This window comes from Nocardioides epinepheli, assembly GCF_037936805.1.
Lineage (GTDB): Bacteria > Actinomycetota > Actinomycetes > Propionibacteriales > Nocardioidaceae > Nocardioides.
On sequence record NZ_JBBMMC010000001.1, the window covers coordinates 404,344 to 430,630 of the forward strand.

At 72.0% G+C, this 26,287-nt stretch carries 23 protein-coding genes; 12 read left to right on the forward strand and 11 right to left on the reverse strand.

Annotated features, from left to right (window positions below; translation table 11 throughout):
* Positions 1-40 precede the first annotated feature (40 nt).
* Both WMR31_RS01950 and WMR31_RS01955 read right to left on the reverse strand, forming a co-directional pair.
* On the reverse strand, positions 41-1,684 hold the full coding sequence (locus WMR31_RS01950) for an FHA domain-containing protein (protein WP_340537082.1): 1,644 nt from the start codon (positions 1,682-1,684) through the stop codon (positions 41-43).
* A complete protein-coding gene (locus tag WMR31_RS01955) occupies positions 1,681-2,502 on the reverse strand; it encodes a PP2C family protein-serine/threonine phosphatase (RefSeq protein ID WP_340537083.1) in 822 nt (273 codons plus the stop codon). Before WMR31_RS01955 ends, WMR31_RS01950 begins: the two co-directional genes overlap by 4 nt.
* A gap of 45 nt (positions 2,503-2,547) precedes the next feature.
* Between WMR31_RS01955 and WMR31_RS01960 the strand changes: the two genes are divergently transcribed.
* Complete coding sequence (locus tag WMR31_RS01960; protein WP_340537084.1) at positions 2,548-4,833, forward strand: helicase-associated domain-containing protein; 2,286 nt, start codon at positions 2,548-2,550, stop codon at positions 4,831-4,833.
* 9 nt (positions 4,834-4,842) lie between these two features.
* Entirely contained in the window at positions 4,843-6,489 is a 1,647-nt protein-coding gene (locus tag WMR31_RS01965; RefSeq protein WP_340537085.1) for a DNA repair helicase XPB, read from the forward strand.
* Here WMR31_RS01965 and WMR31_RS01970 read toward each other — a convergent pair.
* Positions 6,455-7,060, reverse strand: coding sequence for a TetR/AcrR family transcriptional regulator (locus tag WMR31_RS01970; protein ID WP_340537086.1), 606 nt, complete (start codon positions 7,058-7,060; stop codon positions 6,455-6,457). The two genes, WMR31_RS01965 and WMR31_RS01970, sit on opposite strands and share 35 nt — an antisense overlap.
* A gap of 64 nt (positions 7,061-7,124) precedes the next feature.
* Between WMR31_RS01970 and WMR31_RS01975 the strand changes: the two genes are divergently transcribed.
* On the forward strand, positions 7,125-7,685 hold the full coding sequence (locus WMR31_RS01975; protein ID WP_340537087.1) for an SRPBCC family protein: 561 nt from the start codon (positions 7,125-7,127) through the stop codon (positions 7,683-7,685).
* 1 nt (position 7,686) lies between these two features.
* On the opposite strand, the gene WMR31_RS01980 is transcribed toward WMR31_RS01975, so the two are convergent.
* Positions 7,687-10,461: an alpha/beta hydrolase gene (locus tag WMR31_RS01980; RefSeq protein ID WP_340537088.1), complete on the reverse strand. Its 2,775-nt coding sequence runs from the start codon at positions 10,459-10,461 to the stop codon at positions 7,687-7,689.
* Between the two features lie 691 nt (positions 10,462-11,152).
* On the opposite strand from WMR31_RS01980, the gene WMR31_RS01985 reads away from it, so the two are divergent.
* Positions 11,153-12,367 (forward strand): HNH endonuclease signature motif containing protein, encoded by a 1,215-nt coding sequence (locus tag WMR31_RS01985; protein ID WP_340537089.1) that lies wholly within the window; start codon positions 11,153-11,155, stop codon positions 12,365-12,367.
* Positions 12,368-12,371: 4 nt separating this feature from the next.
* On the opposite strand, the gene erm is transcribed toward WMR31_RS01985, so the two are convergent.
* Together erm and WMR31_RS01995 are read right to left on the reverse strand one after the other, a co-directional pair.
* Positions 12,372-13,142: a 23S ribosomal RNA methyltransferase Erm gene (gene erm, locus WMR31_RS01990; RefSeq protein WP_340537090.1), complete on the reverse strand. Its 771-nt coding sequence runs from the start codon at positions 13,140-13,142 to the stop codon at positions 12,372-12,374.
* Between the two features lie 216 nt (positions 13,143-13,358).
* On the reverse strand, positions 13,359-14,105 hold the full coding sequence (locus tag WMR31_RS01995) for a hypothetical protein (RefSeq protein ID WP_340537091.1): 747 nt from the start codon (positions 14,103-14,105) through the stop codon (positions 13,359-13,361).
* A gap of 75 nt (positions 14,106-14,180) precedes the next feature.
* Here WMR31_RS01995 and serA point away from each other — a divergent pair, with 75 nt between their 5' ends.
* Positions 14,181-15,380, forward strand: a complete 1,200-nt coding sequence (serA, locus tag WMR31_RS02000; RefSeq protein WP_340537092.1) for a phosphoglycerate dehydrogenase — start codon at positions 14,181-14,183, stop codon at positions 15,378-15,380.
* Between the two features lies 1 nt (position 15,381).
* On the opposite strand, the gene WMR31_RS02005 is transcribed toward serA, so the two are convergent.
* Positions 15,382-15,732: a DUF8819 family protein gene (locus WMR31_RS02005; protein ID WP_340537093.1), complete on the reverse strand. Its 351-nt coding sequence runs from the start codon at positions 15,730-15,732 to the stop codon at positions 15,382-15,384.
* Between the two features lie 102 nt (positions 15,733-15,834).
* On the opposite strand from WMR31_RS02005, the gene WMR31_RS02010 reads away from it, so the two are divergent.
* The 4 genes from WMR31_RS02010 to WMR31_RS02025 are packed head-to-tail and all read left to right on the forward strand — an operon-like array spanning position 15,835 to position 17,947.
* On the forward strand, positions 15,835-16,185 hold the full coding sequence (locus tag WMR31_RS02010) for a single stranded DNA-binding domain-containing protein (RefSeq protein WP_340537094.1): 351 nt from the start codon (positions 15,835-15,837) through the stop codon (positions 16,183-16,185).
* The gene (locus WMR31_RS02015; protein WP_340537095.1) at positions 16,185-16,931 is read left to right on the forward strand and encodes a hypothetical protein; all 747 of its coding nucleotides are present in this window, start codon (positions 16,185-16,187) and stop codon (positions 16,929-16,931) included. Before WMR31_RS02010 ends, WMR31_RS02015 begins: the two co-directional genes overlap by 1 nt.
* 21 nt (positions 16,932-16,952) lie before the next feature.
* Positions 16,953-17,666 carry a copper homeostasis protein CutC gene (locus WMR31_RS02020; protein WP_340537096.1) on the forward strand — a complete coding sequence of 238 codons (714 nt, stop codon included), beginning with the start codon at positions 16,953-16,955 and terminating at the stop codon, positions 17,664-17,666.
* Complete coding sequence (locus tag WMR31_RS02025; protein WP_340537097.1) at positions 17,663-17,947, forward strand: DUF4031 domain-containing protein; 285 nt, start codon at positions 17,663-17,665, stop codon at positions 17,945-17,947. The genes WMR31_RS02020 and WMR31_RS02025 overlap by 4 nt, the downstream gene beginning before the upstream one ends.
* Here the strand turns inward: WMR31_RS02025 and WMR31_RS02030 are convergent.
* The 4 genes from WMR31_RS02030 to WMR31_RS02045 all read right to left on the reverse strand — a co-directional run bounded on the left by WMR31_RS02030 (position 17,936) and on the right by WMR31_RS02045 (position 22,748).
* On the reverse strand, positions 17,936-18,571 hold the full coding sequence (locus WMR31_RS02030; protein ID WP_340537098.1) for an HD domain-containing protein: 636 nt from the start codon (positions 18,569-18,571) through the stop codon (positions 17,936-17,938). The two genes, WMR31_RS02025 and WMR31_RS02030, sit on opposite strands and share 12 nt — an antisense overlap.
* Before the next feature lie 59 nt (positions 18,572-18,630).
* Entirely contained in the window at positions 18,631-19,350 is a 720-nt protein-coding gene (locus WMR31_RS02035) for a GntR family transcriptional regulator (RefSeq protein WP_340537099.1), read from the reverse strand.
* Between the two features lie 102 nt (positions 19,351-19,452).
* Entirely contained in the window at positions 19,453-21,996 is a 2,544-nt protein-coding gene (locus WMR31_RS02040) for an ABC transporter permease (protein WP_340537100.1), read from the reverse strand.
* Positions 21,996-22,748: an ABC transporter ATP-binding protein gene (locus tag WMR31_RS02045; protein ID WP_340537101.1), complete on the reverse strand. Its 753-nt coding sequence runs from the start codon at positions 22,746-22,748 to the stop codon at positions 21,996-21,998. The genes WMR31_RS02040 and WMR31_RS02045 overlap by 1 nt, the downstream gene beginning before the upstream one ends.
* A gap of 175 nt (positions 22,749-22,923) precedes the next feature.
* Here WMR31_RS02045 and WMR31_RS02050 point away from each other — a divergent pair, with 175 nt between their 5' ends.
* The 3 genes from WMR31_RS02050 (at position 22,924) to gnd (ending at position 26,156) form a co-directional block, all read left to right on the forward strand.
* The gene (locus WMR31_RS02050) at positions 22,924-23,910 is read left to right on the forward strand and encodes a glycoside hydrolase family 19 protein (protein ID WP_340537102.1); all 987 of its coding nucleotides are present in this window, start codon (positions 22,924-22,926) and stop codon (positions 23,908-23,910) included.
* Between the two features lie 72 nt (positions 23,911-23,982).
* A complete protein-coding gene (locus WMR31_RS02055) occupies positions 23,983-24,609 on the forward strand; it encodes an alpha-ketoglutarate-dependent dioxygenase AlkB (protein ID WP_340537103.1) in 627 nt (208 codons plus the stop codon).
* Positions 24,610-24,665: 56 nt separating this feature from the next.
* Positions 24,666-26,156 carry an NADP-dependent phosphogluconate dehydrogenase gene (gene gnd / locus WMR31_RS02060; protein ID WP_340537104.1) on the forward strand — a complete coding sequence of 497 codons (1,491 nt, stop codon included), beginning with the start codon at positions 24,666-24,668 and terminating at the stop codon, positions 26,154-26,156.
* Positions 26,157-26,287: the final 131 nt, after the last annotated feature.

Sequence of the window (26,287 nt, forward strand, 5' to 3'; positions counted from 1 at the left end):
TACGTCGTCGACCGGTTCGACCGGGTCGACCTGGGGGGTCTCAGGGGTGGGTGACCTGGATGGTCACGCCGTCGCCGAGGTTGACGATCGCGCCCGGCAGCACCTGGACGGAGATCCCGGGCTTCAGCTCCTCGGCCGACAGCCCCGGCTGGACCAGCACGGTGCCATTGGTGGAGCCCATGTCGGTGACGACCGCACTGCCGTGGTCGGCGCCGGACCCGGGCCGGAACTCGACGTGGGTGGAGGAGATCTCGTGCAGTGGGCTCGGGACGGTGACGAGCAGTGGCTGGTCGGTCGAGGTGAACCGGCGCGCCTCGGGGGCGCGACCGATCAGCACGACGCGGTCGACGTCGACGGTCTCGCCGTTGCTGATCACCAGCTTCGCGACCGACGGCCCCACACTCGGCGCCATCTGCTGGCCGGGGATCCCCGGCTGCGGGCGGGCGAACTCGCCGACGTCGACGCCGGCCTGCGTCATGCCGTCGTTGTCGGTGCCGTGTCCGCCCGGCTCGTCGTGGTCGCCGAACTCGTCGTGCTCGGGAGGCACCCCGCCGATCTCGGTAGGCGGAGCACCGGGCGGCGCGTACGGCGGTGGCGGGGGCAGCGGGGAGCCGCCCGGCCACGCGGGCGGGCTCGGCGGCGAGGGCGGCACCGGCATCGGCGGCGCCGGGGCGAACGGGCTCGCGGCCGAGGCCTGATCGGAGCCGGCGTCCGCCTCGGGAGTCATCGAGCCGGTGTCGGGCTCGTCGTCGAGCGGCGAGGACTCCTCGTCCATGGGATCGGCGGACTCAGGCGACTCGGACGACTCGGGTGAGTCGCCCATCATGGCGCCCAGTGGGTCGTCGTCCCAGTGGTTCGACTCGGCGGCCGCCTCCGCATCGCTCGCGGCGTCGGGGGTCTCGGCCGGCGCGGCTGCCGACTCCTGTGCTGGCTCGTCGGCCTGCTTCTCCAGCGAGAATGCCGGCTCGGGGATGATCGTGTCCGGCTCGGGGAGCGCGTCGGCCTCCGGCGACCACGCGGACGGCGGTGAGGCCGGCGGGGGTGAGCTCGGCGGCGGCGAGGTCGGTGGTGGCCCGAGAGGGGCCGCCGCTGCCGGAGCCGGCTCCTCCGCGGGCGTCTCGGGGGCGTCTGCGGACTGCTCGCCGTAGCCGCCTGCCAGGGAGGAGTCCGGCATGGCCGTCGACGCCGGCTCCGCGGACGACGGTGCGTAGGGCGGCAGGTCGATCCGGCCGACCCGTACCAGGCCGTCGTGGATCGGCAGGTCCTCCGTGCCCGGTGTGCCGCCGCCCTCGCCTGCGGTCTGGCCGGCGTCGTCACCGTCGACGACGACCGAGAGAGCGGTGACCTCGGGGAACATCCGCTCGACCCAGGTCGTGACCGTCGAGCCGTCCAGCTCGGAGGTCTCCTCGCCCACGGTGACAGTGGCGCGGACGGTGGCGCCACGGACCAGGATCTTGGTCGGGCCCTCACCGGTGCTCACGAGCACGAACCCGGAGAGCACGCCGAGCCCGGACTGGACGAGGGCGTCGAGGATGTCGTCGAACCCGGCGCCGTCGTCGATGCGCGACCACAGGTCGCCCACGCGCGGCTTCTCGCTGGCCGGCAGCAAGAGGGTCGTGGCGGCGCCGAAGACGCCGAACCACGACCCCGGACGGTAGGACCAGGTTCCGGGCTGCTCACTCATGGCAAGGCCCCCAACTTCTGCTCGAGACTCTCTCGCTGGGCGTGGGAGTCGTACGGTCGTTCATCGGCCAATCCCACCACATCGACCACAACGGCCGTCGCGTTGTCGCGCCCGCCGGCCGCCACGGCGGCTGCGACCACCCGGTCCGCGGCGTCGCGCGGGTCGGAGGTGGAGGTCAGGATCTCGGCGATCCGGCCGTCCCCGATCATGCCGCTGACGCCGTCGGAGCACAGCAGCAGACGCTCGGCCCCGGACAGGGGAAGCACGAAGTAGTCGGCCTCCACGCTGCCGCGGCCACCGAGGGCGCGGGTGATGATGTGGCGCTCGGGGTGGACGGCGGCGTCGTCGGGCGTGATGACCCCGGCCTCGACGAGCTCCTGCACGACGCTGTGGTCGACGCTGACCTGCTCCAGCGCCCCGTTGTGGACGCGGTAGATCCGCGAGTCGCCGAGGTTGGCCAACAGCCACTTGGTCTCGGTGGACTGCTCGATGAGCAGCGCGACGACCGCGGTGGTGCCGGCCGCGAAGTCGCGGGCGCCCGCGGCGCGTTGCTCGTCGTCGTAGACGCCGATGCGGTGCTGGGCCTCTCGCAGCGTCTCGGCGACCACCTCGGGACCACGCTCGGGGTCGTAGCCGGTGTCGGCGAGCCGGGCGAACTCCTCGACGACGATCCGGCTCGCGACGTCGCCGCGGTCGTGGCCACCCATGCCGTCGGCCACCACGAAGATCGGCGGCGCGACGAGGAACGAGTCCTCGTTGATCTCGCGGACCCGGCCCACGTCGGTGGCGGCGCCGTGGTGCAGTTCGACGCCGCTCATGGCTCCCCGCCGCTCGACGCAGCTCGGATCAGTAGCGTAGGCGTGATGGCTACCGGGGACGACGCGGGATTCCGCACTCTCGCCGACCAGTTGCGCAGCTGGTCCGACGAGCGACTGGCGCGCTTGCTCACCGCCCGACCCGATCTGATCACACCCGCCCCTCACGACTTCGGACAACTCGCGTCGCGTGCCGCGGTCCGTGCCTCGATCTCACGTGCCCTCGACACCCTCACTCGGCTCGAGTTGTCTGTCCTTGATGCCCACGTCGTCGCCGGCCAAACCACAGCCGACGACGTGCGCAGCATCATCCTCGCTCAACCAGCCGCTGTCGATGCGACTCTCGGGCGTCTCATCGATCTCGGCCTGGTGTGGGAGGCGCGCGGCGGCGAGCTGCGCGTGCTCTCGGGCGTCTCCGACGCGATGGGCGGTGGCCCGGGCAGCAGCGGGCTGCGCGCGCGATCGGCCGACGCGCCGGCCCCCGGCGACGTCGAGAAGCGGTTGGCCGAGCTCTCACCACAGGCTCGCGCGATGCTCGAGCACGTCGTGGAGTCAGGCGGCGAGGCGACCGGCGGCTCGGCACGGCTCACCGTCCTGCCTGAGGACGCCCGGACCCCCGCCGAGGAGCTCATCTCCCGGCGCCTGCTCCTCCCCCGCGCCGGCGGTGACCTGCTCGTCGCACCCGGGGAGGTGGGGCTGGCCCTGCGCGGCGGTCACACCACGACCGAGCCGGTCGACGTCCTGCCGCCACTGGCGACGGCCGAGCGCCCGACCACGTTGATCGACCGGACCGCCGCCGGGGCGGCGTTCGAGTTCGTGCGCCAGGTCGAGCTGCTCCTCGACCATTGGGGCAGCCACCCGCCCGCCGTGCTGCGCAGCGGTGGGCTCGGGGTCCGCGACCTCAAGGCGGCCACGACGCTGCTGGCGGTCGAGGAGGCGCGCGCGGCCCTGGTCGTCGAGGTCGCAGCCGTCGCGGGCCTGCTGTCGAGCCGCGCCGACGCCGAGGGCGCCACGGTGTGGGTGCCCACCGACGCCTTCGACTCCTGGGTGGCCGAGCCTCCCGCCCAGCGATGGCTGACCCTGACGCGGGCCTGGCTCGAGAGCCGGCGCCTTCCTGCTCTGGTCGGGAGCCGCGACGCGGCGGGCAAGACGTGGAACGCGCTGGCCCCCGAGCTGACCTCCGCCGCCATCCCCGAGGCGAGATCCGGCACCCTCGCCGCCCTGGCCACGCTCGCGCCGGGCCAGGCGCTGGCCGCCGGGACCGGACTGCCCTCGCTGGTGGAGCAGGTTGCCTGGCATCGGCCGCGCCGTCCCCGCTCGCGCACCGACCACGTCGCCTGGACGGTCTCCGAGGCAGCCGCACTGGGCGTCATCGGCCTCGACGCGATCTCGTCCTACGGCCGGGCCCTCGTCGACGGCGAGGACCCCGTCCCCCTGCTCGCCGACCTGCTGCCCGACCCGGTCGACCACGTGCTGATCCAGGCCGACCTCACCGCGGTCGCGCCCGGACCACTCGCCTCGGGACTGGCCGGGCAGCTCCAGCTCGTCGCCGACGTCGAGTCGCGCGGCGGGGCGACCGTGTACCGGTTCACCGCCGGTTCGGTCCGCCGCGCCCTGGACGCCGGCTGGAGCGCGGCCGAGATCCACCGATTCCTCGAGTCGGTGTCGCGCACCCCGATCCCGCAGCCACTCACCTACCTGGTCGACGACACCGTCCGCACCTTCGGCACCGTCCGGGTCGGGCATGCCGAGGCGTTCCTTCGCGCCGACGACGAGTCCGCGCTCAGCGCCCTGGTGCACCTCCCCCAGGCCCACTCCCTGGGGCTGCGCCAGATCGCCCCGACCGTGCTGGTGAGCAGCGTGCCGGTCGACGTGCTGCTTCCTCGGCTGCGCGAGCTCGGGGTGGCTCCGGTCGTGGAGGGGGTCGACGGCACCGTGCAGATCCTGCGCCCCGACGTCCTGCGCGCCCGCACGCCACGCGAGCGTGGTGCCTCGGTGCGCTCGGCGCACGGTGCGGCACGGGTCGCGTCGGTGGTCACCGCTATCCGGGCCGGCGACCGGGCGGCGGCGGCGCGCCCGGCGTCCCCGACGACGCCGCTCTCGCCGTCCGGAGCACTGGCGGCGCTGCGCGAGGCGGTGGAGGCGCGAGCGACCGTCCTCGTCGGCTACGTCGACAACCAGGGGGTGTCGTCGGAGCGGGTGGTCGACCCGCGTTCGCTGGAGGGCGGCTCACTGATCGCCTACGACCACCGGGCCGACGACGTCCGGTCCTTCGCGGTCCACCGGATCACGACCGTGCGACCGCTCCCAGACGACTCACCCGCCGCTCCGTAGACTCGTCCGGTGAGTTCGGGCCCCCTCATCGTCCAGTCGGACAAGACGCTCCTCCTCGAGATCGACCACGAGCAGGCCGCCGAGTGCCGCAAGGCGATCGCGCCGTTCGCCGAGCTCGAGCGCTCCCCCGAGCACGTGCACACCTACCGGCTGACCCCGCTCGGCCTCTGGAACGCCCGGGCCGCCGGCCACGACGCCGAGCAGGTGGTCGACACGCTGCTCACCTACAGCCGCTACGCGGTCCCGCACTCGCTCCTGGTCGACGTCGCCGAGACCATGGCCCGCTACGGCCGGTTGCGCCTGGAGAAGCACCCCGTGCACGGCCTGGTGCTGGTGAGCAGCGACCGTCCGGTGCTCGAGGAGGTGCTGCGCGCCAAGAAAGTCGCCGGAATGCTCGGCACGCGCATCGACGACGACACGGTCGCCGTCCACGGGTCCGAGCGTGGCAACCTCAAGCAGGCCCTGCTCAAGCTGGGCTGGCCGGCCGAGGACTTCGCGGGCTACGTCGACGGCGAGGCCCACCCGATCGCGCTCGATGAGTCCGAGTGGTCGCTGCGCGACTACCAGCGCGACGCCGCCGAGTCGTTCTGGCACGGGGGGTCCGGCGTCGTCGTCCTCCCCTGCGGCGCGGGCAAGACCCTGGTGGGAGCCGCGGCGATGGCGCATGCGCAGGCCACCACGCTGATCCTGGTGACCAACACCGTGAGCGCCCGTCAGTGGAAGGACGAGCTGCTGCGCCGCACGTCGCTGACCGAGGACGAGATCGGGGAGTACTCCGGGTCGGTCAAGGAGATCCGCCCGGTCACTATCGCCACCTACCAGGTGATGACCACCAAGCGCGGCGGGGTCTACCGGCACCTGGAGCTGCTCGACGCCCGCGACTGGGGCCTCATCGTCTACGACGAGGTGCACCTGCTGCCCGCGCCGATCTTCCGGATCACCGCCGACCTCCAGGCCCGGCGCCGGATCGGCCTCACCGCCACGCTGGTGCGCGAGGACGGCCGCGAGGGCGACGTGTTCTCCCTCATCGGCCCCAAGCGCTACGACGCGCCGTGGAAGGACATCGAGTCGCAGGGCTGGATAGCCCCGGCCGACTGCGTCGAGGTGCGGGTCACGCTGCCGACCTCGGAGCGGCTGGCGTACGCGACCTCCGAACCGGAGGAGCGCTACCGGCTGGCGTCGTGCACCCACGAGAAGGTCCAGGTGGTGCGCGACCTGGTGGCCCGGCACGCCGACCAGCCGACGCTGGTGATCGGGCAGTACCTCGACCAGCTCGACGAGCTCGCCGAGCAGCTGGACGCCCCGATGATCACCGGCGAGACGCCGGTCAAGGAGCGGCAGCGCCTCTTCGACGCCTTCCGCTCCGGGGAGATCGGCCTGCTGGTCGTCTCCAAGGTCGCCAACTTCTCCATCGACCTCCCCTCCGCCGAGGTCGCGATCCAGGTGTCCGGCTCGTTCGGCTCCCGCCAGGAGGAGGCCCAGCGCCTGGGCCGGCTGCTGCGGCCCAAGGACGACGGCAAGACCGCGCACTTCTACACGATCGTGTCCCGCGACACCGTCGACGCAGACTTCGCCCAGAACCGGCAGCGCTTCCTCGCCGAGCAGGGCTACGCCTACCGGATCATCGACGCCGACGACCTGACGGCTCAAGACTGAGGATCGCCTCGGCGCTGGCGCGCGTCGCCTGGTCGATCACCGGCGGGACCGGAGCACCGACGTAGGGGCGGACCAGACCGTAGGGAGCGATCCTGGTCGCGAGCAGGACCAGCTCGACGTGGGCAGCGCTCGCGCTGCCGTAGTGCGCGCGGGTGAGTCGACGGGCGAGGCGGTCGATCCCGTCGTTGAGCGAGGCGACGTCGTCGCGTACGCCCTCCGGTGCCGAGGCGAGCAGTACGGGCTGCCGGAAGAGGCTCAGGGCGCGCGCCCGGTCGGGGTGCTCGCGACAGTAGCGGGGCACGTGCAGCGCAGAGTCCACGAGGATCCGCTCCGGGTCGCCCTCGTAGGTCTCGGCCAGGGCGAACAGGCCCGCTTGGAAGTCGCGGACGGTCCGGATCCAGAGCCGAGCAAGCAGCTCGTCCCGGGAGGCGAAGCGATGGTAGATCGAGCCGACCGGGCCGCCGAGCCGCGCCGCGACGTCTGCCATCGTGACGCCGGCGCCGTCGTCGGAGACGCAGGAGAGGGCGGCGTCGAGCACCTCCTCGTCGGTGAACTTCGCGGGGCGTGGCATCGATCGAGAAGAATACGCATCAACGTTCTAGAACCGAGATTCATTTACGTCTAGGATCATGATCATGGTCGCCACGCTCCCCGAAGCCCTCCCCCGCGCCGAGTTCAGCGAGTCGCACACGCGCCTGATCCAGGCTCCGCCGGAACGGGTGTGGGAGGCACTCTGGGAGACCAACTGGTCGGATCTCGGCCCGACCCGCCTCTTCATGGCCGTGCGCGGCCTCGGGCTGCGACGCGACGCCCGTGCGATGCGCGGCGGCGTGCTCGCCCACGGGCCGGTGCGTCTCGTCCGGGCCGAACCACCGCACTATGCCGCGGGCGTGCGGGTCGCACGGCCCTGGCAGCCCCGACCGACCCCTGGCCCCGACCTGGAGTCGCTCGACGACCTGCGGGACTACTCCGAGCCCGGCTGGCTCAAGTTCGGGATGGACTTCTGGCTCGTACCCACCCCCGAGGGCGACACGCTGCTGACCACTCGCACCCTTTGCGAGCCGACCGACGCCGGCGCCGGACGCCGCTTCCGGCCCTACTGGCTCGTGGTACGCCCGTTCAGCGGTCTGATCCGACGTGACCTGCTCCGCACGCTCGCCCGCCGCGCCATGCAGACGCGGCGGGCGAGCGGGTGAGTCAGCGGTCGCGGACCGCGACCGTCACCTTGCCGCGGGCCTTGCGGGTCAAGCCGGGGTCGTAGCGGAAGGTGACGCGCTCGACGCCCTCGCGACGCCGATCCGCTCGCGTCGGAATGGTGAACCGCACCACCTTCCGGCCGGCCTTCATCATCGCGTAGTCGCCGACGCCGCACTTGACCAGTGGCAGCTTCTGGCAGCCCTTGCTGGCGCCGACACGCTTGAGCCACCGCTTGCCGACATCGTTGCCGCGCAGATACGGCCGTGGCCCACGGGTGATGCCGAGATTGACGTAGGCGTCGTAGCCGAGGGCCGCCGAGTAGCGCAGCGTGACCCGGATCGCCTTGCCCTCACGTACCGACCGGGTGGCCTCGACCTTCACGGTGGGCATCGGGTCGTCGTCGATCACGTTGAGCCGCCCGAGGTAGGCGTCGGTGGCGATGCGTCGGATCGGCCAGGCGGTCACCATCTGCGGCAGCGGCTGATCGAAGACCCGGTCGGCCTCGTAGGAGACCGGGATCGTGCCGGAGGTCTGGCCAGGAGCCAGGTCGACGGTGAGGCGCTGCTTCGCGCCGGCACCTCGAGCGCTCGCCACGAGCACGCCGAAGCGCGCGGGCCTGGTGATCTCGCCGGTGACCGTGAACGGGATCTCTGCGGTGCGCGTGACCGGCTGGGACCCCGGCGGGTCGCCCTCCTCGACCCGCAGCGAGCCGAGGTTGATCTGTGGGGCGCGGGTCGTGGGCACGTCGGCGAGGGTGGCCGGGGCGGCGGCTGCGTCTGCCACCCAGATGCGGCCCTTGGCGGAGCGGCCGATCAGCTCGATCGAGCGGATGTCGGCGAGGTCGATGCCGGTGGCGCCGGTGGCGTCGACGATGAGCGACTGGGCCCACAGCTTGGTCGCGTAGCCGGCGTTCAGGAGCGGGGCGAGCCGCTGGCCACCCACCGGATCGATCGTGACCTGGGCACCCGAGCCGTCGGTGAGCCGCACCGACAGGTCCACCGGCCCGGCCGGGTCGACGATCGTGCGCAGCTCGAGCCGGTCGGCGGACAGGTCGAGCGACTTCTTGAGGGCCAACCCTCCGACGGCGCCCGCCTTCGACCACGACATCTGGAAGAACTTGCGCGTGGTGGTGGCCTCACCGACGTACGGCCAGTGCGGCACGATCGCCTGGAAGCCGTTGCCGCAGAGCTTGTCGGAGCGGGCTCGATAGGTCGCGCGTCCGCTGCACATGCTGGCCAGCGCGCCTCCCGTCGCGGCGGTGAGGGTCGCGTCGACGCCGGGCCGGCGGATGTCGCGGCCGCCGCCGATGGCGTGGGTGCGCACGTCGGCGTCGCCGACCGAGGGCACGGTGGTGGCGGTGCCGTCGAAGAGCGGGAGGTAGGCGTCGTCACCGGTGAACAGCTTCACGGCGCCGGCGACGTAGGCCTTCCCGACGTCGCGCTGCTCGGCCTTGGTGAGCCGCTCGGGGGTGCGGCGTCCACACGGCTCGGTGGCCTTGCCGCCCCAGTCGTCGAAAGCCGGGGCGACCGCCGTGCCCGGCGTCCACTCGGTGTTGAAGTAGTTGTGGTTGGCGCCCATCACGAGCACCGAGCTCTTGAGCGAGTTGTCGTCGGCGGCGACATCACGGTTGGTGTCGGTGAAGCGCTGACCCTGGATGTCGGACACGTCGCCGTCGCAGTAGGGCAGCACGGTGGCGGTCGGGATGTAGGGCGCGCTGTGGTTGGCGAAGTCGGTGGGAGCGAGCAGCACCTGGCCGGCGATCCGGTAGGGCGCGGAGAGCGGGATCTCGGCCGAGGCATGGTCGACGCCCTCGCCGCCACGACTGTGCCCGACGAGCACGACGCGGTCGAGGTCGACCTGGTGGCCGGCGGCCAGCGTCGTCCAGTGGTCCAGGTGCTTGCGCACGATCTGGGCGCGGGCGTCGGCACCGCCGTCGTCGAGGCGATAGTCCTGGGCGTTGATGCCGTTGACCCGGATCGAGACGGTGGCATACCCCTGGGAGGCGAGCACCTTCTGGATGTAGTCGTAGCCGAGCTGGCTGGGGACCTCCTTGAAGCGACCGCGGCAGGGCCACACATCGGTGTAGGCATCGGGGTTGTTCGGGTCGTAGCAGGACCCGTGGCGGCCGTGCAGGAACAGGACCAGTGGCCGCGGCCCGGTCTGGGCCGATGCGGCGGGCTCGACCACGTGCCCGACCATCTCGATCGGCTCCTTCATGCCCGGCAGCTTGACGCCGGGCAGGTCGTAGTCGCTCGTGGTCGTCGCGTACGGGCCGGCCTTACCGGGATCTGGCGCGTCGAGCGGTGTGGTGCGGGGCGGGCTGGCGGGTCGTTGCGTGGACGGCGCGCCGGCGGTGAGGTCGTCGCCCGCCTCGTCGAGGCGGTCACCGGAGAGGACGACGTCGAGGTCGTCCGGCTCGGGCGCCTGGGCCGCGGCGACGACGGCGGACACCGTCCGGCCGTCGGCGGCCAGCGTCGTCGCATTGACCAGGAGATCGTCGCCGCCGACGATCGTCGGCCGGTCGGAGTTCAGCGGGAGCGGGTCGGGCGAGGTCCACGAGACCTCGTAGCGACCGTCGTCGAGCGCCCGGACCGACCAGTCCCCGACACCTGCGGTGTTCTGGTCCGGCCGCGCCGCGGCCGCGATCTGTTGGACCGCAGTGTTCGCGGTCGCGGCGCGGGCCGGCGTCTGGGGTGCGGCGGCACCGGCGTCGGGAAGTGCGGTGAGGGAGAGGGCAAGAGCCGTACAGACGACGGCGAGGGCAGGTCGACGCATGCCCCGAACATAGGACGTCACATCCCTAGGGACGCCCCACGGCGCGGAAAGGTTGTCGAGGAGGCCGAAGTTCTTCAAATCCGAGCGCGCGCACCGCCGGAGGTTGAGCAAGCGAGCGCCAGCGAGCGCCGACGAGACCCCGGCGAACTCGAGACCGGCCCGGCCGGAGGTTGAGCAAGCGAGCGCCAGCGAGCGCCGACGAAACCCCGGCGGCGGACTGCGCGACTGTGGTCGGTGCGTCGGCGCGCAGGTGTGCCAACTCGGCGCGGTGGTGGGGTGGCCGCGCGCGTAGCCGATCGAGTCTCGCCGTCAAGGACGCTCGCTGCGCTCGCGCCACTGCGTGGCGGACTTCGTCCGTCCTTGACCGCGAGCCTCGCTCGATCGGCTAGGCAGCGCGCTAACGGCACGGGCTCCGCCCGCGCCGCCGCCTGCGCGGCCACCCCTGCTCGCTCCGCCGTCGCTGATTCGTCCGCGCCTGATTCGCGCGGCTCGCGTTTCCGGGGTCGGTCGGGAGGTTTCGTCGGCGCTGGTTGGGCTCGTTCCTCGCCCTCCCCGCTTGCTCAACCTCCGAAGAGTCGCCCCCCGCCGGAGGTTGAGCAAGCGAGCGCCAGCGAGCGCCGACGAAACCCCGGCACCCTAAGACTTACTAGAACACACTAGCGAATATCCGTCGGACGAGGTAGAATCGAGCATGGCCGCCACCACCGACACCGAACCCGGGCACCCGCTCGCCGTGTTGGTGGCGCGGTTCAAGAAAGACCTCGCCGGCCACGTCGACACCCCGCTCTGGAGCTTGGACGCCGACGACACCGCTGCCTTGTTGGTCGACCTGGCCGAGGTCACCGCCAGCGTGGCCGAGCTCGAGGCCCGAGCGGTGACCCAGGCCGAAGCGTTGGACCTGCCCGGCTCGATCGGCGCCCGGTCGACCAGCGCGTGGCTGCGGCGGCTGGTCCCGATCACCCCCGGCCAGGCGCACCGCACCGCGCGGCTCGGCCACGAGCTCGCGACCCACGAACAAACCCGACAAGCTGCCGCCGAGGGAAGGGTCCTTCCGGACCAGGCGCAGGTGATCGTCGCGGCGGTCGACGAACTCGACCCCGAACACCGCGACCTCGCCGAGAAGCACCTCATCGCAGAAGCGCAGCATCACGACGCGAAAGCCTTGAAGATCCTCGGCCGCCGCATCCTGGAAGTCATCGACCCCGCCCGCGCCGACGAGCACGAAGCCCGACTACTCGAAGCCGAAGAAGCCCGCGCGCGGAAACACACGACGTTCTCGATGTACGACGACGACCAAGGCCTCACCCACGGCCGCTTCACGCTCCCCGCCGCCCAAGGCTCGATGCTCCGCAAAGCCCTCACCGCACTCGCCGCACCCAAACACGTCAGAGCCACCGACGGCGCCGGCACCTACGACCACGCCAAGCCCACTCCACAAAGACTCGGGCAGGCCTTCGCCGAATACGTCGAACGGTTCCCCACCGACCGACTCCCCAAGACCGGCGGACTCAACGCCACCGTCATCGTCACCATGACCCTCGACACCCTCCTCGGCGGACTCGAAGCCGCGCACCTCGACACCGGGGTAGACCTCTCACCCGGTCAGGCACGCCGGCTGGCGTGTGAGGCCGGGATCATCCCCGCGGTCCTCGGCAGCAACAGCGAGGTCCTCGACCTCGGCCGCACCCGCCGCTTCCACACCCCCGCCCAACGCCACGCGATCGGCCTCGAACAACAGCACTGCCAAACCCCCGGCTGCGACACCCCCGCCGCCTACTGCCACGTCCACCACGCCCACTCGTGGCAAGACGGAGGCGACACCAACACCAAAGACGCCCGACTCCACTGCCCCTTCCACCACCACCAGCTCCACGCCACCGGCGAGGCGCATCCGATGCGCAGGTGAGTCTTCATCGGCCCGGACCGGCCGCTCGGTACGCCTCCACCCAGTCACCGCTTCGAAGATCACGAGGAAGAGCAGCTCGCTTGGACCCTCGCCGCCGGTTCGCGATCTCCCGTGCGACGCGACGCGGCACGCCCTGTCGCGCCAAGACGTCGGTGAGGCCGCGACCGCGGCCGGCGAAGACGCGGGAGACCCAGTCCTGGTAGCGATCGCGTTCGAGTGGATCCAGCAGCGGCTCCGGGCGGCGCTCGATGACGAGAAGGCCCGCGTCGACCGAAGGCTGGGGACGGAAGGCCGCGGCGGGGACGCGCCTGTCGAGGGAGAAGCTGTGCCAGGGCCACCACTGCGCGGTCAGCTGGGTGGCACCACCCACCCCGGCGCGCTTGCGTGCGACCTCCCACTGGGTGATGAGGACCGCTGAGCTCCAAGCGGTGGAGTGCAGGAGGTGGCGCAGGATCGGGGTGGTCAGATGGAACGGGATGTTCGACACGATCACGGCGCCCGCCGGTGGAGCGTGGCGCAGGATGTCGCCCTTCTCGATGCACACGTGCGGCCCCGTACGCCGATCGAGGTCGCGGGCGCGCCGGCCGTCGATCTCCAGGCCGTAGAGCGGGCGGCCGAGTTCGGCGAGGCCGTGGGTGAGGGCTCCGTTGCCGGTGCCCCACTCGACGATGGGTCCGCGGCGTTGTGCGACGAGGTCGACCACGCGCGCGGTGACGGACGGATCGGTCAGGAAGTTCTGTCCCAGCTCGTGCGTGCCGGGTCGGCGAGATGCCATGAGGGTGCTCCTGTCGAGGTGACGTGACTGGAGCCGGGCAGCACGAAGCGCCGCCCGGCGAGATGCCGGATGGCGGCGCGAATGCGTGTGAGGAGAGGGATCCGCGCCGCTAGCGGCGGCGGGTCCGAGTGGTCGTGAAGTTGCCCATGACGGCGATGCTAGAGACCGGCCCGGGCGGGCACCACTCGATTCGCCCGCGCGGTGGCGACCGGGCGGTCAGCCGCCGGGCTGATCCACGTCCAGGATCTCCACCTCGAACCAGGTGTTCGGCCAGCGCTCGGACTCGGGCCGGCGTGCGGCGCCGAGGGGTTGGAGGGAGACGACGATGCCGGTGGCGTGGTCGAGGCCGACGAGGTACCGATCGGGGTAGACGACGCCGGGATCGCTCTCGCGCATGGTGGGACCGCCGATCTCGGCCTCGTCGAGCTCGGAGATCTCCGACCACAGCAGCGGGCAGCAGCCGCAGCGTGGCTCATAGCCGGGGGCGGCGGCGACCTCGGCCCACCAGGTGCGCCGGCCGTTGCGGTCGGACTCGGTGACCTCGGCGATCTCCACGTGATGACTGAGCTCCACCGGGTCGAGCATCGCGACCCAGGCGTAGTCGCCGTACATCGGGTCGTCCCACAAGATGAACGGATCCTCCGGCCGGCGGGCGACGAGTCCGTCGGCACGCCGCTCGGGGACGACGTCGGCCGGAAGCCGCTCCACCATCTCGACCGTCTCGACGGGGACCGTCGGCCCGTCGGAGTACGACTCGGGCACCGAGACGGTCATCACCGAAGTGGCGTAGGGCACGCCGGTCTCGATGGTCTCGCGTCCGTCGGGGCCGGCCACGCGCAGGCGACCCGGCCGCTCCAGCCAGGCCTCGACGTCGCCGTGCCGGTCGCGCTTGCGGAAGTGCAGCGCGGAGAAACGCCACGGCGAGCTGCGTGCCAGGGCGGCGAAGTCCTCGGCGTTCGGCATGGGGACACACTAGGCACCTGTCCACGCACGGATGCCCCGCGGCGGAGCGCAGACCGCGGACCGTAGCCTTGATCCGTGAAGGCGCTGCTGCTCGAGAACATCCATCCGGTCGCGGTCGAGTCCCTGGAGAGCCGGGGATTCGAGGTCGACCTGCGCTCGGCCGCGATGTCGGAGGACGAGCTCGTCGCGGCGCTTCCGGGCGTCCAGCTGCTCGGCATCCGGTCGAACACGACCATCACCGAGCGGGTCCTCGACGCGGCGCCCGACCTGCTCGCGATCGGCTGCTTCTGCATCGGCACCAACCAGGTCGACCTCGCCGCCGCCGCCGACCGCGGCATCGTGGTCTTCAACGCCCCCTACTCCAACACCCGCAGCGTCGTGGAGCTGGTGATCGGCGAGATCATCGCTCTGGCCCGGCGCCTGCCGGAGAAGACCTCGCGCATGCACGACGGCGTGTGGGACAAGTCGGCCAAGGGCAGCCACGAGGTGCGCGGCCGCACCCTCGGGATCGTCGGGTACGGCAACATCGGCACCCAGCTGTCGAACCTCGCCGAGGCGATGGGGATGCGGGTCGTCTTCTTCGACACCGCCGACCGGCTCGCGCACGGGAACGCCCGCCGGATGACCAGCCTGGACGCCCTGCTCGCCGAGGCGGACGTCGTCTCGCTGCACGTCGACGGCCGCCCCGGCAACGCCGGCTTCTTCGGCGCCGACCAGTTCGCCAAGATGAAGCCGCGCGCCCTGTTCATCAACGCCGCCCGCGGCATGGTCGTCGACGACGTCGCCTTGCGCGAGCACATCCTCTCCGGGCACCTCGCCGGCGCCGCCCTCGACGTGTTCCCGGTGGAGCCGAAGGCCCAGGGCGACGAGTTCCGCTCGGTGCTGCGCGGGCTCGACAACGTCATCCTCACCCCGCACGTGGGCGGATCGACCCAGGAGGCGCAGGAGGAGATCGGCTGGTTCGTGGCCGGAAAGCTCGCCGGATTCGCGCTGGAGGGTCGCACCGAGCTCTCGGTCAACCTGCCCAGCGTGCTCGCCCCCCAGCTCCAGTCGGGCTCGCGGGTCGGATTCCTGCACGTCAACGTGCCGGGAGTCCTGGCCGACCTGAACTCCCGCCTGGCCGACCAGGGCCTCAACATCACCGCCCAGTACCTCGCCACCCGCGGCGAGCAGGGCTACGTCGTCTCCGACGTCGAGGGGCCGGTCACCGAGGAGACCCTCAAGGCCGTCGGCGACTCCGAGCAGACCGTGTGGGTCCGCTCCTGGCAGGCCTGACTCACCGGCCGCTGAGGAACCCCAAGGCCGCTGCCACCTCGCCGGTCTCCTCGCACACCCACACCGGATCGGGTCCGCCCAGGTCGGGCTGGATGTAGAGCGAGTGCGCGGGACCCTCGGCGCAGTCCAGGCACAACGGCCACCGCCCGGCCGACTCGAAGAGCGCGTCCTGCACGTCCTGGGCCACCAGGCCCGCGACGTAGACCGTGCCCTCCGGCCACTGCTCGGCCCACCAGTGCCGTGCCGAGCAGGCGTCCTCGAGCGCCGAGACGGCGGCCGCGGTGGCCTGCTGCCGAGCCGTGAGATCGGCCAGCACGCGGGCTCTGGCATCGAGCATCAGGCGGTCATCCACAACTCCATTGTGCTCGCGTTTCAAGGGCGGGCCACGCGGGGCACTTCCCGGGCCCCGGCGCCGACCCCGGCCGCCGAGCACACCGAGCCGAAGGAGCCACCGATGAGCAGCCCCGAGATCGACGTCGACCAGTGGGCCGACCTCGACCATCTCCCCCACGTCCTCGACGACGTCGGGCGCCAGCTCGACGACACGACCGACTACGCCGTGACCTGGATGTGTCGCCGCGACGGCTTCGCGACCAGCCCGGCCTGCGTGCTCACCCCGCTGGCCGAGGTGATGGACCTGCTCGCGGCCGCCTTCGAGGGCGCCGGGCGCCGCTACCACGACGACTGGCAGCGGCGCCGCGACGACGTCGTCGCCGCGACGGCCGAGCTGCGCGCCAGTGACGGGCGCGCCCAGGTCCGCGCCGACGCGGTCCTGGAGCGCGTCCTGGACCCGGCGGTGGCGTGATGGGCCTCGAGCTGCGCGAACCCGACCTGGCGCCGCCGCCGGAGGGCGAGGACGAGCTGCGCCACGACGTCACGTTCGAGGCCTGGGATGCGAAGGTCTGCGGACTGCGCGACCTGGCCAACCGTGGCATCGACGTCCTCAACCGCGTCGGCGCCGGGCTCGACCGGCTACCCGAGGGGAGCCTGCGCGAGCTGCTGGTCGAGCCGCTCACCGGCGATGCCGGCGCGATCCGGCAGAACGCCCAGGCCTGCCATGGCGTGCGCGAGGCGCTCACCGTGATCGCCGGGAACCAGCTCCGACTGATCACCTGGGTGGAGCCGCGGTGGGGCGGACGAGCGGGAGCGGCGTACGCGCTCGATCTCGGTGGCCGCGCCCTGGCCACCCGCGGGCTGGCCGAGCTGATCGACGTCGCGGCGCCGGTCTTCGACGACATCGCCCTGTTCTGCGAGCGGCTCACCGTCGAGGTCGAAGGCCTGGTCGTCGAGTGCGGCGAGGTGCTCGGCCGCCTGGTGCGGCGCATCCTGAGCCGGGTCTCCGGTCCGTTGGGCTGGGGCTGCTTCGCGATCGAGGTGGCCACGCAGGGCATGGACGCGATCACCGACCTCATCGACGACGCCCGCCGGGTCCTGGAGATCATCGAGACGCTTCTGGCCCTCCAGGACTCGGTGCTCGAGTGGGCCCGGGAGAAGCGCGACCGGCTCGAGACCCTGCTCGACCTGCCGGAACTGCTCCGCGTGATCGCCTGAGCGGTTCACTACGGTGGAGGCGTGACGACGATCCTCGAGGTGGCGGTACAGCACGCGCGCGACGTGCCGGGGTGCCTCGAGGGCGGCGCCGACCGGCTCGCGCTCGACGTCGACGGCCGCTCCCCCGATGTCGCGACGGCCTCGGCCGTGCTCCGCGCCAGCGACCGTCCGGTGCGCGTGCGGCTCCGTCTCGCGGACACCTACACGACCACCGGCGCCGACCTCACCACGATGGTGCAGCTGGCCGGCGAGTACCTCGCCCTCGGCGCGGAGGGCGTGAGCTTCGGCTTCCTCGACGCCGACCTCGAGGTCGACGTCGAGACCACCCTCGCGCTCGCCGAGTCCCTGCCCGGCGTCCCGTGGACCTTCCACCGCGCGATCGACGCGACCCTGGACCCCCGTCGCTCGTGGCGACGGCTCGTGGGACTGCCCGGCCTGACCGCGGTACACAGCGGCGGCTCCCCGCAGGGCCTCGAGCACGGCTACGACGAGCTCGTCGCCCTCGCCGCCGCCGATCCACGCATCGCCCGGCTGCTCCAGCCCACCGGCGGACTGCTCGCCGAGCAGGTGCCGTGGTTCCTGCGCGCCGGCGTGCGCCAGTTCGGCGTCGGCACCGAGGTCCGCCCGGGCGGCTCGCTGCGCGCCTACGTCGACGCCGCGATGGTCCGCTCATGGCGCACGCTCCTCGACGACCTCGACCAGACCGAGGCCCACGACCGACGGGTCGAGCCGTGATCCTCATCGATCCGCCGGCGGTCGAGCGCTACGACCGGGTCTGGTCGCACCTGGCCAGCGACACCTCCTACGAGGAGCTGCACGCCTTCGCGCGTGCGGTCGGGATCCCCGAGCGCGGCTTCGACCGCGACCACTACGACGTGCCCTCGCAGTGGTACGACGCCGTGGTCGCCGCGGGAGCGGTGCCGGTCAGCTCGCGTGAGCTGGTCTCGCGGCTGGTGACGGCCGGCCTCCGACGTCGCCGCGGGGTCGCGCCGTCCACCGGGCCCTCAGTCGACTGACTCCTGCGTCAGGCGCGCCAGCTCGGCGCTCGCGTTCGCCCGCGCCCGCTCCTCCCAGTGCGCGAAGGCGTAGTCGGTGTGGAAGAGGCGGGGCTTGGCGAGCAGGTCGGTCAGCACGGCGCGGCGGCCGGCGGTGAACGTCTCGTCGTCGAGGTGGGCGTACTCGGCACGCACGTCGGCGACGTAGGCGTCGTAGCGCTCACGGGGTGCGGCGAGGATGGCGAGGTCGGCGTCGGAGAGGGCCCAGCCGTTCGGGTCGTCGGCGCCGGGGCGATGGGTCTCGGTGAGCCGGATCAGCCGGACGACCTCGCTCACGGTGGCCTCGTCGGTGAGGCCCGGCAGCGCGTCCTCGGCCCACGCGGCCGATCGCTCCTCGGCGTCGCGCTCGCCGTCGTAGATGCTGTCGTGGAACCAGGCCGCGAGCAGCACCGCGGTCCGGTCGAACTCGACGCCGGCCGCGGCGAGCTCCTCGACCCGCGCCACCACCTCGCCGAGGTGTGTCGTGTCGTGGTAGCCCCGGCTGGGGTCGGCGTAGGCCTCCCACAGCTCGTCGCGCACGTCGTCGCCGCCGCTCAGCGGCCAGGCGGGAGACTCGGGATCGGCGGCTTCGACAGGCGGAGGCACCCACCCATTGAAACCCACGACCCGCCTCGATGCACGGGGCGGTCTCGGTCGCGGAAGGCTCAGCCGTCGGAGCCGAGCTGGATCCACATCGTGAAGCGATCCGCGCGATAGACCGAGCGCGACACGTTGACGATCGATTCGCCGACCATGCCCCTGCGCGAATGGCGCAGCACCACGGTTCCCGACTCGATGTCGAGGAGGGCGGCCTCCTCGTCGCTCGCGGTGTCGGCGGAGATCGAGTCCTCGGCCCAGGTCGGCCGCAGCCGGCGGCGTTCGAGAGCGCGGTACAGGCTCGGCGGCAGGCCCGCCTGCAGGAACCCGGGCAGCAGCCGCTCGTTGAGGTAGTTGTCCTCGATGCAGACGGGTGCGCCGTCGCCGCGGCGCAGCCGGCGCCAGTGGATGATCGGGTCGCCCGGCGTCAGGCCGAGGGCTCGCGCCACACCGGGTCCGGCCTGCTCACGGCGGGCCAGCAGCGTCTCCGAGGCCGGCAGCAGGCCGCGGCGGGCCAGCTCCTCGGTGTAGCTCATGATGCGGGTCGCCTCACGACGGGGGCGCGCGACGAAGGTGCCGCGGCCGGGAACGCGCTCGAGCAGGCCGTCGGCCACCAGCGCGTCGAGGGCCTGCCGGACCGTCATCCGAGCCACGCCGAAGCGCTGCACGAGCTCGCGCTCGGACGGCGCGGGCGACCCAGGGGCCTGCCCGCTCACCAGGGAGCGGACGTACTCGCGCACGACGACGTGCTTGAGCGCGCGTCCGTCTCGCGTTAGCACGTTCTCCACGCGGTGAACAGTAGGGAGAGCAGATCGTTTCCGCAGCGGAATCAAAGAGTTGGCCGTGCGTGATGGGTCACTCCGACGGGTGACCCTCCGATCACCCGATCGCTACTCGGTCGCGATGGCCTCCAGCACATCCAGCCGGGCCGCGCGCCGCGCGGGCAGGATCGCGGCCAGCACGCCGACGACCACGGCGAGCAGCATGAAGATCGCCAGCTGGTCGAAGGGGACGCTGATCACCTCCAGGCCCTGGTCGCGCACCGCCTGCATCAGGGCCAACCCGAAGCCGATGCCGAGGAGCACGCCGAGCACGGCCCCGAGCACCGCGATGATCACCGACTCCAACGTGATCATCCGGCGCAGCTGGGGGCGGGTGACCCCGATGGCCCGCAGCAGCCCGACCTCGCGGGTGCGCTCGATCACCGAGAGCGCCAGCGTGTTCACGATCCCGAGGACGGCGATCAGCAGGGCCAGCCCGAGCAGCGCATAGATGATCAGCACGAACTGGTCGATCGGCTCGCGCTGTTCGGCGGCGAAGGCGACCTGGTCCTTGGCGGTGACCGTCGGCTGGTCGGCCAGCACGTCGTCCAGCCGCGCCTGGAGGTCGCTCGCGCCGCTGTCGGCGTAGATGACGAGGAGAGTGTCCTCGGCGGGATAGCCGGCCGCCTCGAAAGTCTCGACCGAGACCACCATGCCCCCTTGCAGCAGGGCGTTGCTCTTGAAGGTGGCCGCAAGCGTCCAGGTGGCCTCGCCGCCGGGGGTGCTCACCGTGAACCGGTCGCCCACGCTCCACCCGCGGTCCGCGGCTTCGGCCTCGGTGACCATCGCGGCACCGGGCGCGGCGAGATCCTCGGCCGTGCCCTGCTCGAAGGTGACGCCGAGTCGGCTCAACGACGACGGGTCGGTGGCGATGACCCAGGTCGCCGAGCCGTCGACGTCGGCGAACCCGGATCGCTGGCGCACGACGTCCTGGATGCCGTCGAGCTTGTTGATCCGGTCGGCCACCGAGGACGAGAACGGCGCGCCGAGCACGCTGTTGACCACGAAGTCGCCGGTGAAGCTGTCCTCGACCGACTTGTCGACCGAGGCCTTCGCCGAGCCGCCGACGATCGCCATCGTCCCGGCCAGCGCCAGCCCGATCATCAGCGCCGACGCGGTGGCGGCGGTGCGCCGCGGATTGCGCAGCGCGTTCTGGCCGGCGAGGTTCCCGACCGAGCCGAACAGCCTGGCGTAGACCGCTCTGGCCGCCCGCAGGAAGGGCTTGGCCAGCACCGGTGCCATCGCCGTCACGCCGAGCAGGATCGCCAGCACGCCGGCGCCGGTGAACCAGCCCTCGCGGGAGTCGATGTAGTCGCCCAGGCCGATCGTGAGCAGTCCGCCCCCTAGGAGCGCGAGCACGAGGCCGAGGCGGAAGCGGGTCCGCATCGACTCCTCCGGCAGCGCGATGTCGTCGCGCAGTGCCTGGACCGGCGCGATCCGCGAGGTCCGCCGGGCGGGCAGGTACGCCGCGGCCATCGTCACCACGATCCCGACGACGTAGGCGGCGATGAAGGCGCGCGGCCGGTAGACGAGGGGCTGGCCGGACAGGTCGAGGCCGAAGGTGGCGAACAGCGCGCGCAGCCCGAGGGCGAGCACGATGCCCAGGGCTGCGCCGAGGGTGGCTCCCAGCAGGCCGAGCACGAACGCCTCGAGCTGCACCGAGCGCACGACCTGACGCTTCGAGGCGCCGAGGGCGCGCAGCAGCGCGAGCTCGCGGCTGCGCTGGGCCACGAGGATAGAGAAGGTGTTGACGATGATGAACGAGCCGACGACCAGCGCGATCCCCGCGAAGATGAGCAGGAACGTGGTCAGGAACGAGATCGCCTTGAGGAGCTCGCTGGCCGACTCGTCGGCGGCGTCGTCGCCGGTGACCGCCTCGAGGTCGCTCGGCAGTGCTTGCTGCACCTCGTCGCGCAGCTGGTCCTGGCTGACGCCGTCGGCCGCGGTGACCCAGACGCTGTCGAACTCGTCCTTGCCGTCGTGGAAGAGCCGTTGGGCCTCGGCGGTGTCGAAGGCGACGTAGGTCGCTCCGTTGAGGGAGCCGCCCTCGGCGAAGTCGGCCACGCCGACCAGCGTGGGCTCGAGGTTGGCGGCCTCCCCGGTGGTGGTCAGCGGGACCCGGTCTCCGACGTCGTAGCCGGACTTCTCGGCGGTCGTCGCATCGAGGACCACCTCGCCGGGCCCCTGGGGCGCCTCTCCCTCGACGATCCGCAGACCCTCGAGACCGTTCCCGGCCGGCGCGTCGGTCCAGTTGGCGCCGATGGCGGGGGTGCCGAAGCTGCCGATGGGCTTGCCCTTGTCGTCGATGACGTAGACGCCGAACGCGGTGACCATGCCGTCGGCGCGCGCGGCCCCGGGCACCTGCGCCAGCTCGTCGACCAGGGTGCCGGGGATGGCGCGGGTCGTGGCGGTGCCGAAGTTCTCGCTGCTGCCGTCGGGCCGCACCACGACGTCGCCGACGGTCGAGGCGAACAGGGAGGTGAAGCTGCGGTTGAGGGTGTCGGAGAAGATCAGGGTGCCGACCACGAAGGCCACGCCGAGCACGATGGCGAACGTGCTCATCACCAGGCGCAGCTTGCGCCCGAGGAGGCTCTTGAGGGCCGCGCGGATCATCAGGCGACGTCCGACATGCGCGCCATGATCTCCAGGACCTGGTCGCGGTCGGGGTCACGCATCTCCTCGACGATCCTGCCGTCGGCGAGGAAGAGCACCCGGTCGGTGTAGGCCGCGGCGACGGGATCGTGGGTGACCATCACGACGGTCTGGCCGTGATCGTCGACGCTGGACCGCAACAGCTCGAGCACCTCGGCTCCGGAGCGGGAGTCGAGGTTGCCGGTGGGCTCGTCGGCGAAGACGATGCGTGGCCGGCTCACCAGCGCTCTCGCGACGGCGACGCGCTGCTGCTGGCCGCCGGAGAGCTGGTTGGGCTTGTGGTCGAGCCGGTCGCCGAGTCCCACGGTGGCGATGACGGAGTCGAACCACGCCCGGTCCGGCTTGCGCCCGGCGATCGCCAGCGGAAGCAGGATGTTCTCCTCCGCGCTCAAGGTCGGGACGAGGTTGAAGGACTGGAAGACGAAGCCGATCTCCTCGCGCCGGAGCAGCGTGAGCGCCTTGTCGCCCAGCCTGCCGATCTCCCGGTCCCCGATGAGCACCTCGCCGGAGGTCGCGGAGTCCAGGGCCGCGCAGACGTGCATGAGGGTCGACTTGCCCGACCCGCTGGGGCCCATCACGGCGGTGAACTCCCCGGCGTACAGGTCGACGGTGACGTCGTCGAGCGCGCGGACGACGGCCTCCCCGGTGCCATAGGTCTTCGACAGGCCGATCGCGCGGGCGGCCACCTCGCGCGCGGGTGAGGAGATCGTCATGGCGCAAGCCTCGCCGGTCAGGCGGCGGCGCGCTACCGGGGGCCACCCCGAGAGCACCCTGAGCGCCGCCTCGCCTCGCGGCACCGGAGCGTCCGGAGAGGTCAAGGGTGATCCCTCATCCGATGCCGCGCCGACCGCGTGAGGCTGGGAGGACCCACCCATCGAGGAGAGTCCCATGTCCGGTCGTCTGTGGGTGCTGTTGTGCGGCAGCGCCCTTGCCTTCGCCCTCGCCGTGACCGCGCTGGTCGCGACGCCGAGTCCGGCGCACGCCGCCGACTTCCCGACGTACGGGTCGGGGGTGCGCGTGCGAGCCGATGCCACCACGGCGTCCGGGATCGTGGCGACGCTGGCCGCCGGCGAGGTCATCTCGGTCGACTGCCAAAAGCGCGGCGAGCGCATCACCACCCCTGACGGCGCCTCCAGCGAGTGGTGGGCCCACGTGCCGGCGCGCGGCGGCTACGTGACCGTGGCCTACGTCGACATCGTCGAGAGCCAGCTGCCGGGCGTGCCCGAGTGCGGCTCGCCCGAGCCGCCCGACCCCGGCGGCGCGATCACCTATGACGCGCTGGCGGCGATGTTCCCCGGCGAGGTGGGCGATCGGGCCACCGTCGAGACCGGGCTGCCCAGCCTGAACGCCGAGATGGTCAACGCCGGCATCACCACCGCACCGCGGCAGGCGGCGTTCCTGGCCACCCTCGTCAACGAGAGCCGGTTCGAGTACAACATCGTGCAGGCCGGCGGACGGACCTACACCGGACGCGGCTACATCCAGCTGACCGGCGACTTCAACTACTCCGCAGCCGGCCAGTACCTCGGCATCGACCTGCTCGGCAACCCCGACCTGGCCGCCTCGCTCGACTACAGCGCTCCGATCGCGCGGTGGTACTGGACCGTCGCCCGAGACATCAACCCACTGGCCGACGCCCTCGACATGGGTGCGGTGGACGCCGCGATCGGCTACGCGCACGACCCCGCCGAGGACGTCGAGCGCTGCGACGACTTCAAGGCGGCGCTGGCCTACCTCACCGGATCGGTGCCCGCCGGGATCAACTGCGTGCGCCCCGCGGTCGCCGGCGACCGGGGCCCGAACGGCACCCAGGACCTGGGGCCCGCACAGTTCGCCGAGGAGATGGACTCGTTGCTGCGGGGCGCCGGGCGCTAGGGAATCACTGATCCCCTGGGACACGCACGCGGGGATCGAACATGCGTTCGATCCCCGCGCTATCCTGGCGTCGTGGACTTCCAGACGACGCTCTTCGAGGCCCCCGAGGCCGCCGAGACCTCCCTGGTCGCCGGTCTGGCCGGCCTGGAACGCCGGGTCCTCGGCCACGGCGCGTGGCTCGACGTCCAGCGCTCGTGGCTGCCGGCGCCCGACGACGTCTTCGAGACCCTGGTGCGCGAGGTGCCGTGGCGGGCGGAGCGACGTCAGATGTACGACCGCGTCGTCGACGTGCCCCGCCTGCTGCACACCTACATGATCGGTGAGCCGCTCCCCCACCCGATGCTCACCGAGGCGCGCGAGGCCCTCTCGGCCCACTACGCCGACGAGCTCGGCGAGCCGTTCCGCACCGCCGGATGCTGCTACTACCGCGACGGCCGCGACTCGGTGGCCTGGCACGGCGACACCATCGGGCGCGGCTCCACCCACGACACGATGGTCGCCATCGTGTCGCTCGGCGACCCACGCCGGCTGCACCTGCGGCCGCGCTCGGGCGGCGAGGCAGTGGTGGTCGAGATGGGGCACGGCGACATCGTGGTGATGGGCGGCTCGTGCCAGCGCACCTGGGAGCACGCCGTCCCGAAGGTCGCTCACGCCGGTCCGCGGATCTCGGTGCAGTACCGCCCGCTCAACGTGTTCTGAGCCGCCGGGCGGACGGCGGGGTGACAGCGGCCGGTCGGGCGCGGTTGAGTGAGGCCATGAGCACCTCATCGAGCACTGAGCCGACCACCGGGCCGACCACCGGACGGGCGAAGGCCACCATCGGACTCACCGGGCTGGCGGTGATGGGCAGCAACCTGGCGCGCAACATCGCCAGGCACGGACACACGATCGCCGTGCACAACCGCACCCAGGCCAAGACCGATGCGCTCATCGAGGAGCACGGCGACGAGGGCGACTTCATCCCCGCCTCGTCGGTCAAGGAGTTCGTCGAGTCGATCGAGCGACCCCGCGTGATCATGATCATGGTGAAGGCGGGAGCGCCCACCGACGCCGTGATCGAGGAGCTGGTGCCCTATCTCGACAAGGGCGACATCATCGTCGACGGCGGCAACGCGCACTTCACCGACACCATCCGGCGCACCGAGGAGCTGGCCGAGAAGGGCATCGAGTTCGTCGGCACCGGCGTGTCCGGCGGCGAGGAGGGGGCCCTGAACGGTCCCTCGATCATGGTCGGCGGCAGCGACCAGGCCTATGAGCGGGTCGGGCCGATCATGGAGTCGATCGCCGCGCGCGCCGGCGACGGCGAGGCGTGCAGCGCTCACGTCGGGACCGGCGGCGCCGGCCACTTCGTGAAGATGGTCCACAACGGCATCGAGTACGCCGACATGCAGTTGATCGCGGAGTCCTACGACCTGCTCCGCTCGGTCGGGGGCCTGGAGCCGGCCCAGATCGCCGACGTCTTCGCCGAGTGGAACACCGGCGAGCTCGAGTCGTTCCTCATCGAGATGACCGCCGACGTTCTCAAGCACGTCGACGCCGACACCGGCAAGCCGTTCGTCGACGTCGTGAAGGACGCCGCCGAGCAGAAGGGCACCGGCCGCTGGACGGTGCAGTCGGCCCTCGACCTCGGCGTGCCGGTCACCGGGATCGCCGAGGCGACCTTCGCGCGCAGCCTCTCCGGGCACACCGACCAGCGCAAGGCGGTCCGAGAGGCCTTCCCCACCGACCCCGACGCGAAGCCGGTATCGGTGGACCCCGAGGTCTTCGTCGACCAGGTCCGCGACGCGCTCTACGCCTCGAAGGTGGTGGCCTACGCACAGGGCTTCGACCAGATCGCCGCCGGCGCCGACGAGCACGGCTGGCAGATCGACCTCGGCGAGGTCGCGAAGATCTGGCGCGCCGGCTGCATCATCCGGGCCCGCTTCCTGAACCGGATCACCGAGGCCTACGCCGCCGACCCCCACCTGACCACGCTGCTCACCACGCCGTTCTTCGCCGACGCCGTCAAGCAGAGCGTGCCCGCCTGGCGCGAGGTGGTCGCGACGTCGGCACTGTCCGGCGTCCCGGCGCCGGCGTTCGCCTCGTCGCTGGCCTACTTCGACGCCCTGCGCCGCGACCGCCTCCCCGCCGCGCTCATCCAGGCCCTGCGCGACAACTTCGGCGCCCACACCTACGAGCGCGTCGACCGTCCCGGCACCTTCCACACCCGCTGGTCGGGCGACCGGTCGGAGTCCGAGCAGGGGTGAGCCTGATCGCGCGGGGTGGGGTCCTGGGCGCCACCGCCCGGCTTGTTACTGACCGTTGTGAGTACTGACCTGCGCTTGCAAGAGCAGGTCAGAGGTCACAACGGTCAGTAACAAGCCGCAACGGTCAGTAA

What these genes read in the sequence shown, in the direction of transcription:
- WMR31_RS01950 (WP_340537082.1), bottom strand. Translation starts at nt 1,684, where the DNA reads ATGAGTGAGCAGCCCGGAACCTGGTCCTACCGTCCGGGGTCGTGGTTC.
- WMR31_RS01955 (WP_340537083.1), bottom strand. Translation starts at nt 2,502, where the DNA reads ATGAGCGGCGTCGAACTGCACCACGGCGCCGCCACCGACGTGGGCCGG.
- WMR31_RS01960 (WP_340537084.1), top strand. Translation starts at nt 2,548, where the DNA reads ATGGCTACCGGGGACGACGCGGGATTCCGCACTCTCGCCGACCAGTTG.
- WMR31_RS01970 (WP_340537086.1), bottom strand. Translation starts at nt 7,060, where the DNA reads ATGCCACGCCCCGCGAAGTTCACCGACGAGGAGGTGCTCGACGCCGCC.
- WMR31_RS01975 (WP_340537087.1), top strand. Translation starts at nt 7,125, where the DNA reads ATGGTCGCCACGCTCCCCGAAGCCCTCCCCCGCGCCGAGTTCAGCGAG.
- WMR31_RS01980 (WP_340537088.1), bottom strand. Translation starts at nt 10,461, where the DNA reads ATGCGTCGACCTGCCCTCGCCGTCGTCTGTACGGCTCTTGCCCTCTCC.
- WMR31_RS01985 (WP_340537089.1), top strand. Translation starts at nt 11,153, where the DNA reads ATGGCCGCCACCACCGACACCGAACCCGGGCACCCGCTCGCCGTGTTG.
- erm (WP_340537090.1), bottom strand. Translation starts at nt 13,142, where the DNA reads ATGGCATCTCGCCGACCCGGCACGCACGAGCTGGGACAGAACTTCCTG.
- WMR31_RS01995 (WP_340537091.1), bottom strand. Translation starts at nt 14,105, where the DNA reads ATGCCGAACGCCGAGGACTTCGCCGCCCTGGCACGCAGCTCGCCGTGG.
- WMR31_RS02010 (WP_340537094.1), top strand. Translation starts at nt 15,835, where the DNA reads ATGAGCAGCCCCGAGATCGACGTCGACCAGTGGGCCGACCTCGACCAT.
- WMR31_RS02015 (WP_340537095.1), top strand. Translation starts at nt 16,185, where the DNA reads ATGGGCCTCGAGCTGCGCGAACCCGACCTGGCGCCGCCGCCGGAGGGC.
- WMR31_RS02040 (WP_340537100.1), bottom strand. Translation starts at nt 21,996, where the DNA reads ATGATCCGCGCGGCCCTCAAGAGCCTCCTCGGGCGCAAGCTGCGCCTG.
- WMR31_RS02045 (WP_340537101.1), bottom strand. Translation starts at nt 22,748, where the DNA reads ATGACGATCTCCTCACCCGCGCGCGAGGTGGCCGCCCGCGCGATCGGC.
- WMR31_RS02050 (WP_340537102.1), top strand. Translation starts at nt 22,924, where the DNA reads ATGTCCGGTCGTCTGTGGGTGCTGTTGTGCGGCAGCGCCCTTGCCTTC.
- gnd (WP_340537104.1), top strand. Translation starts at nt 24,666, where the DNA reads ATGAGCACCTCATCGAGCACTGAGCCGACCACCGGGCCGACCACCGGA.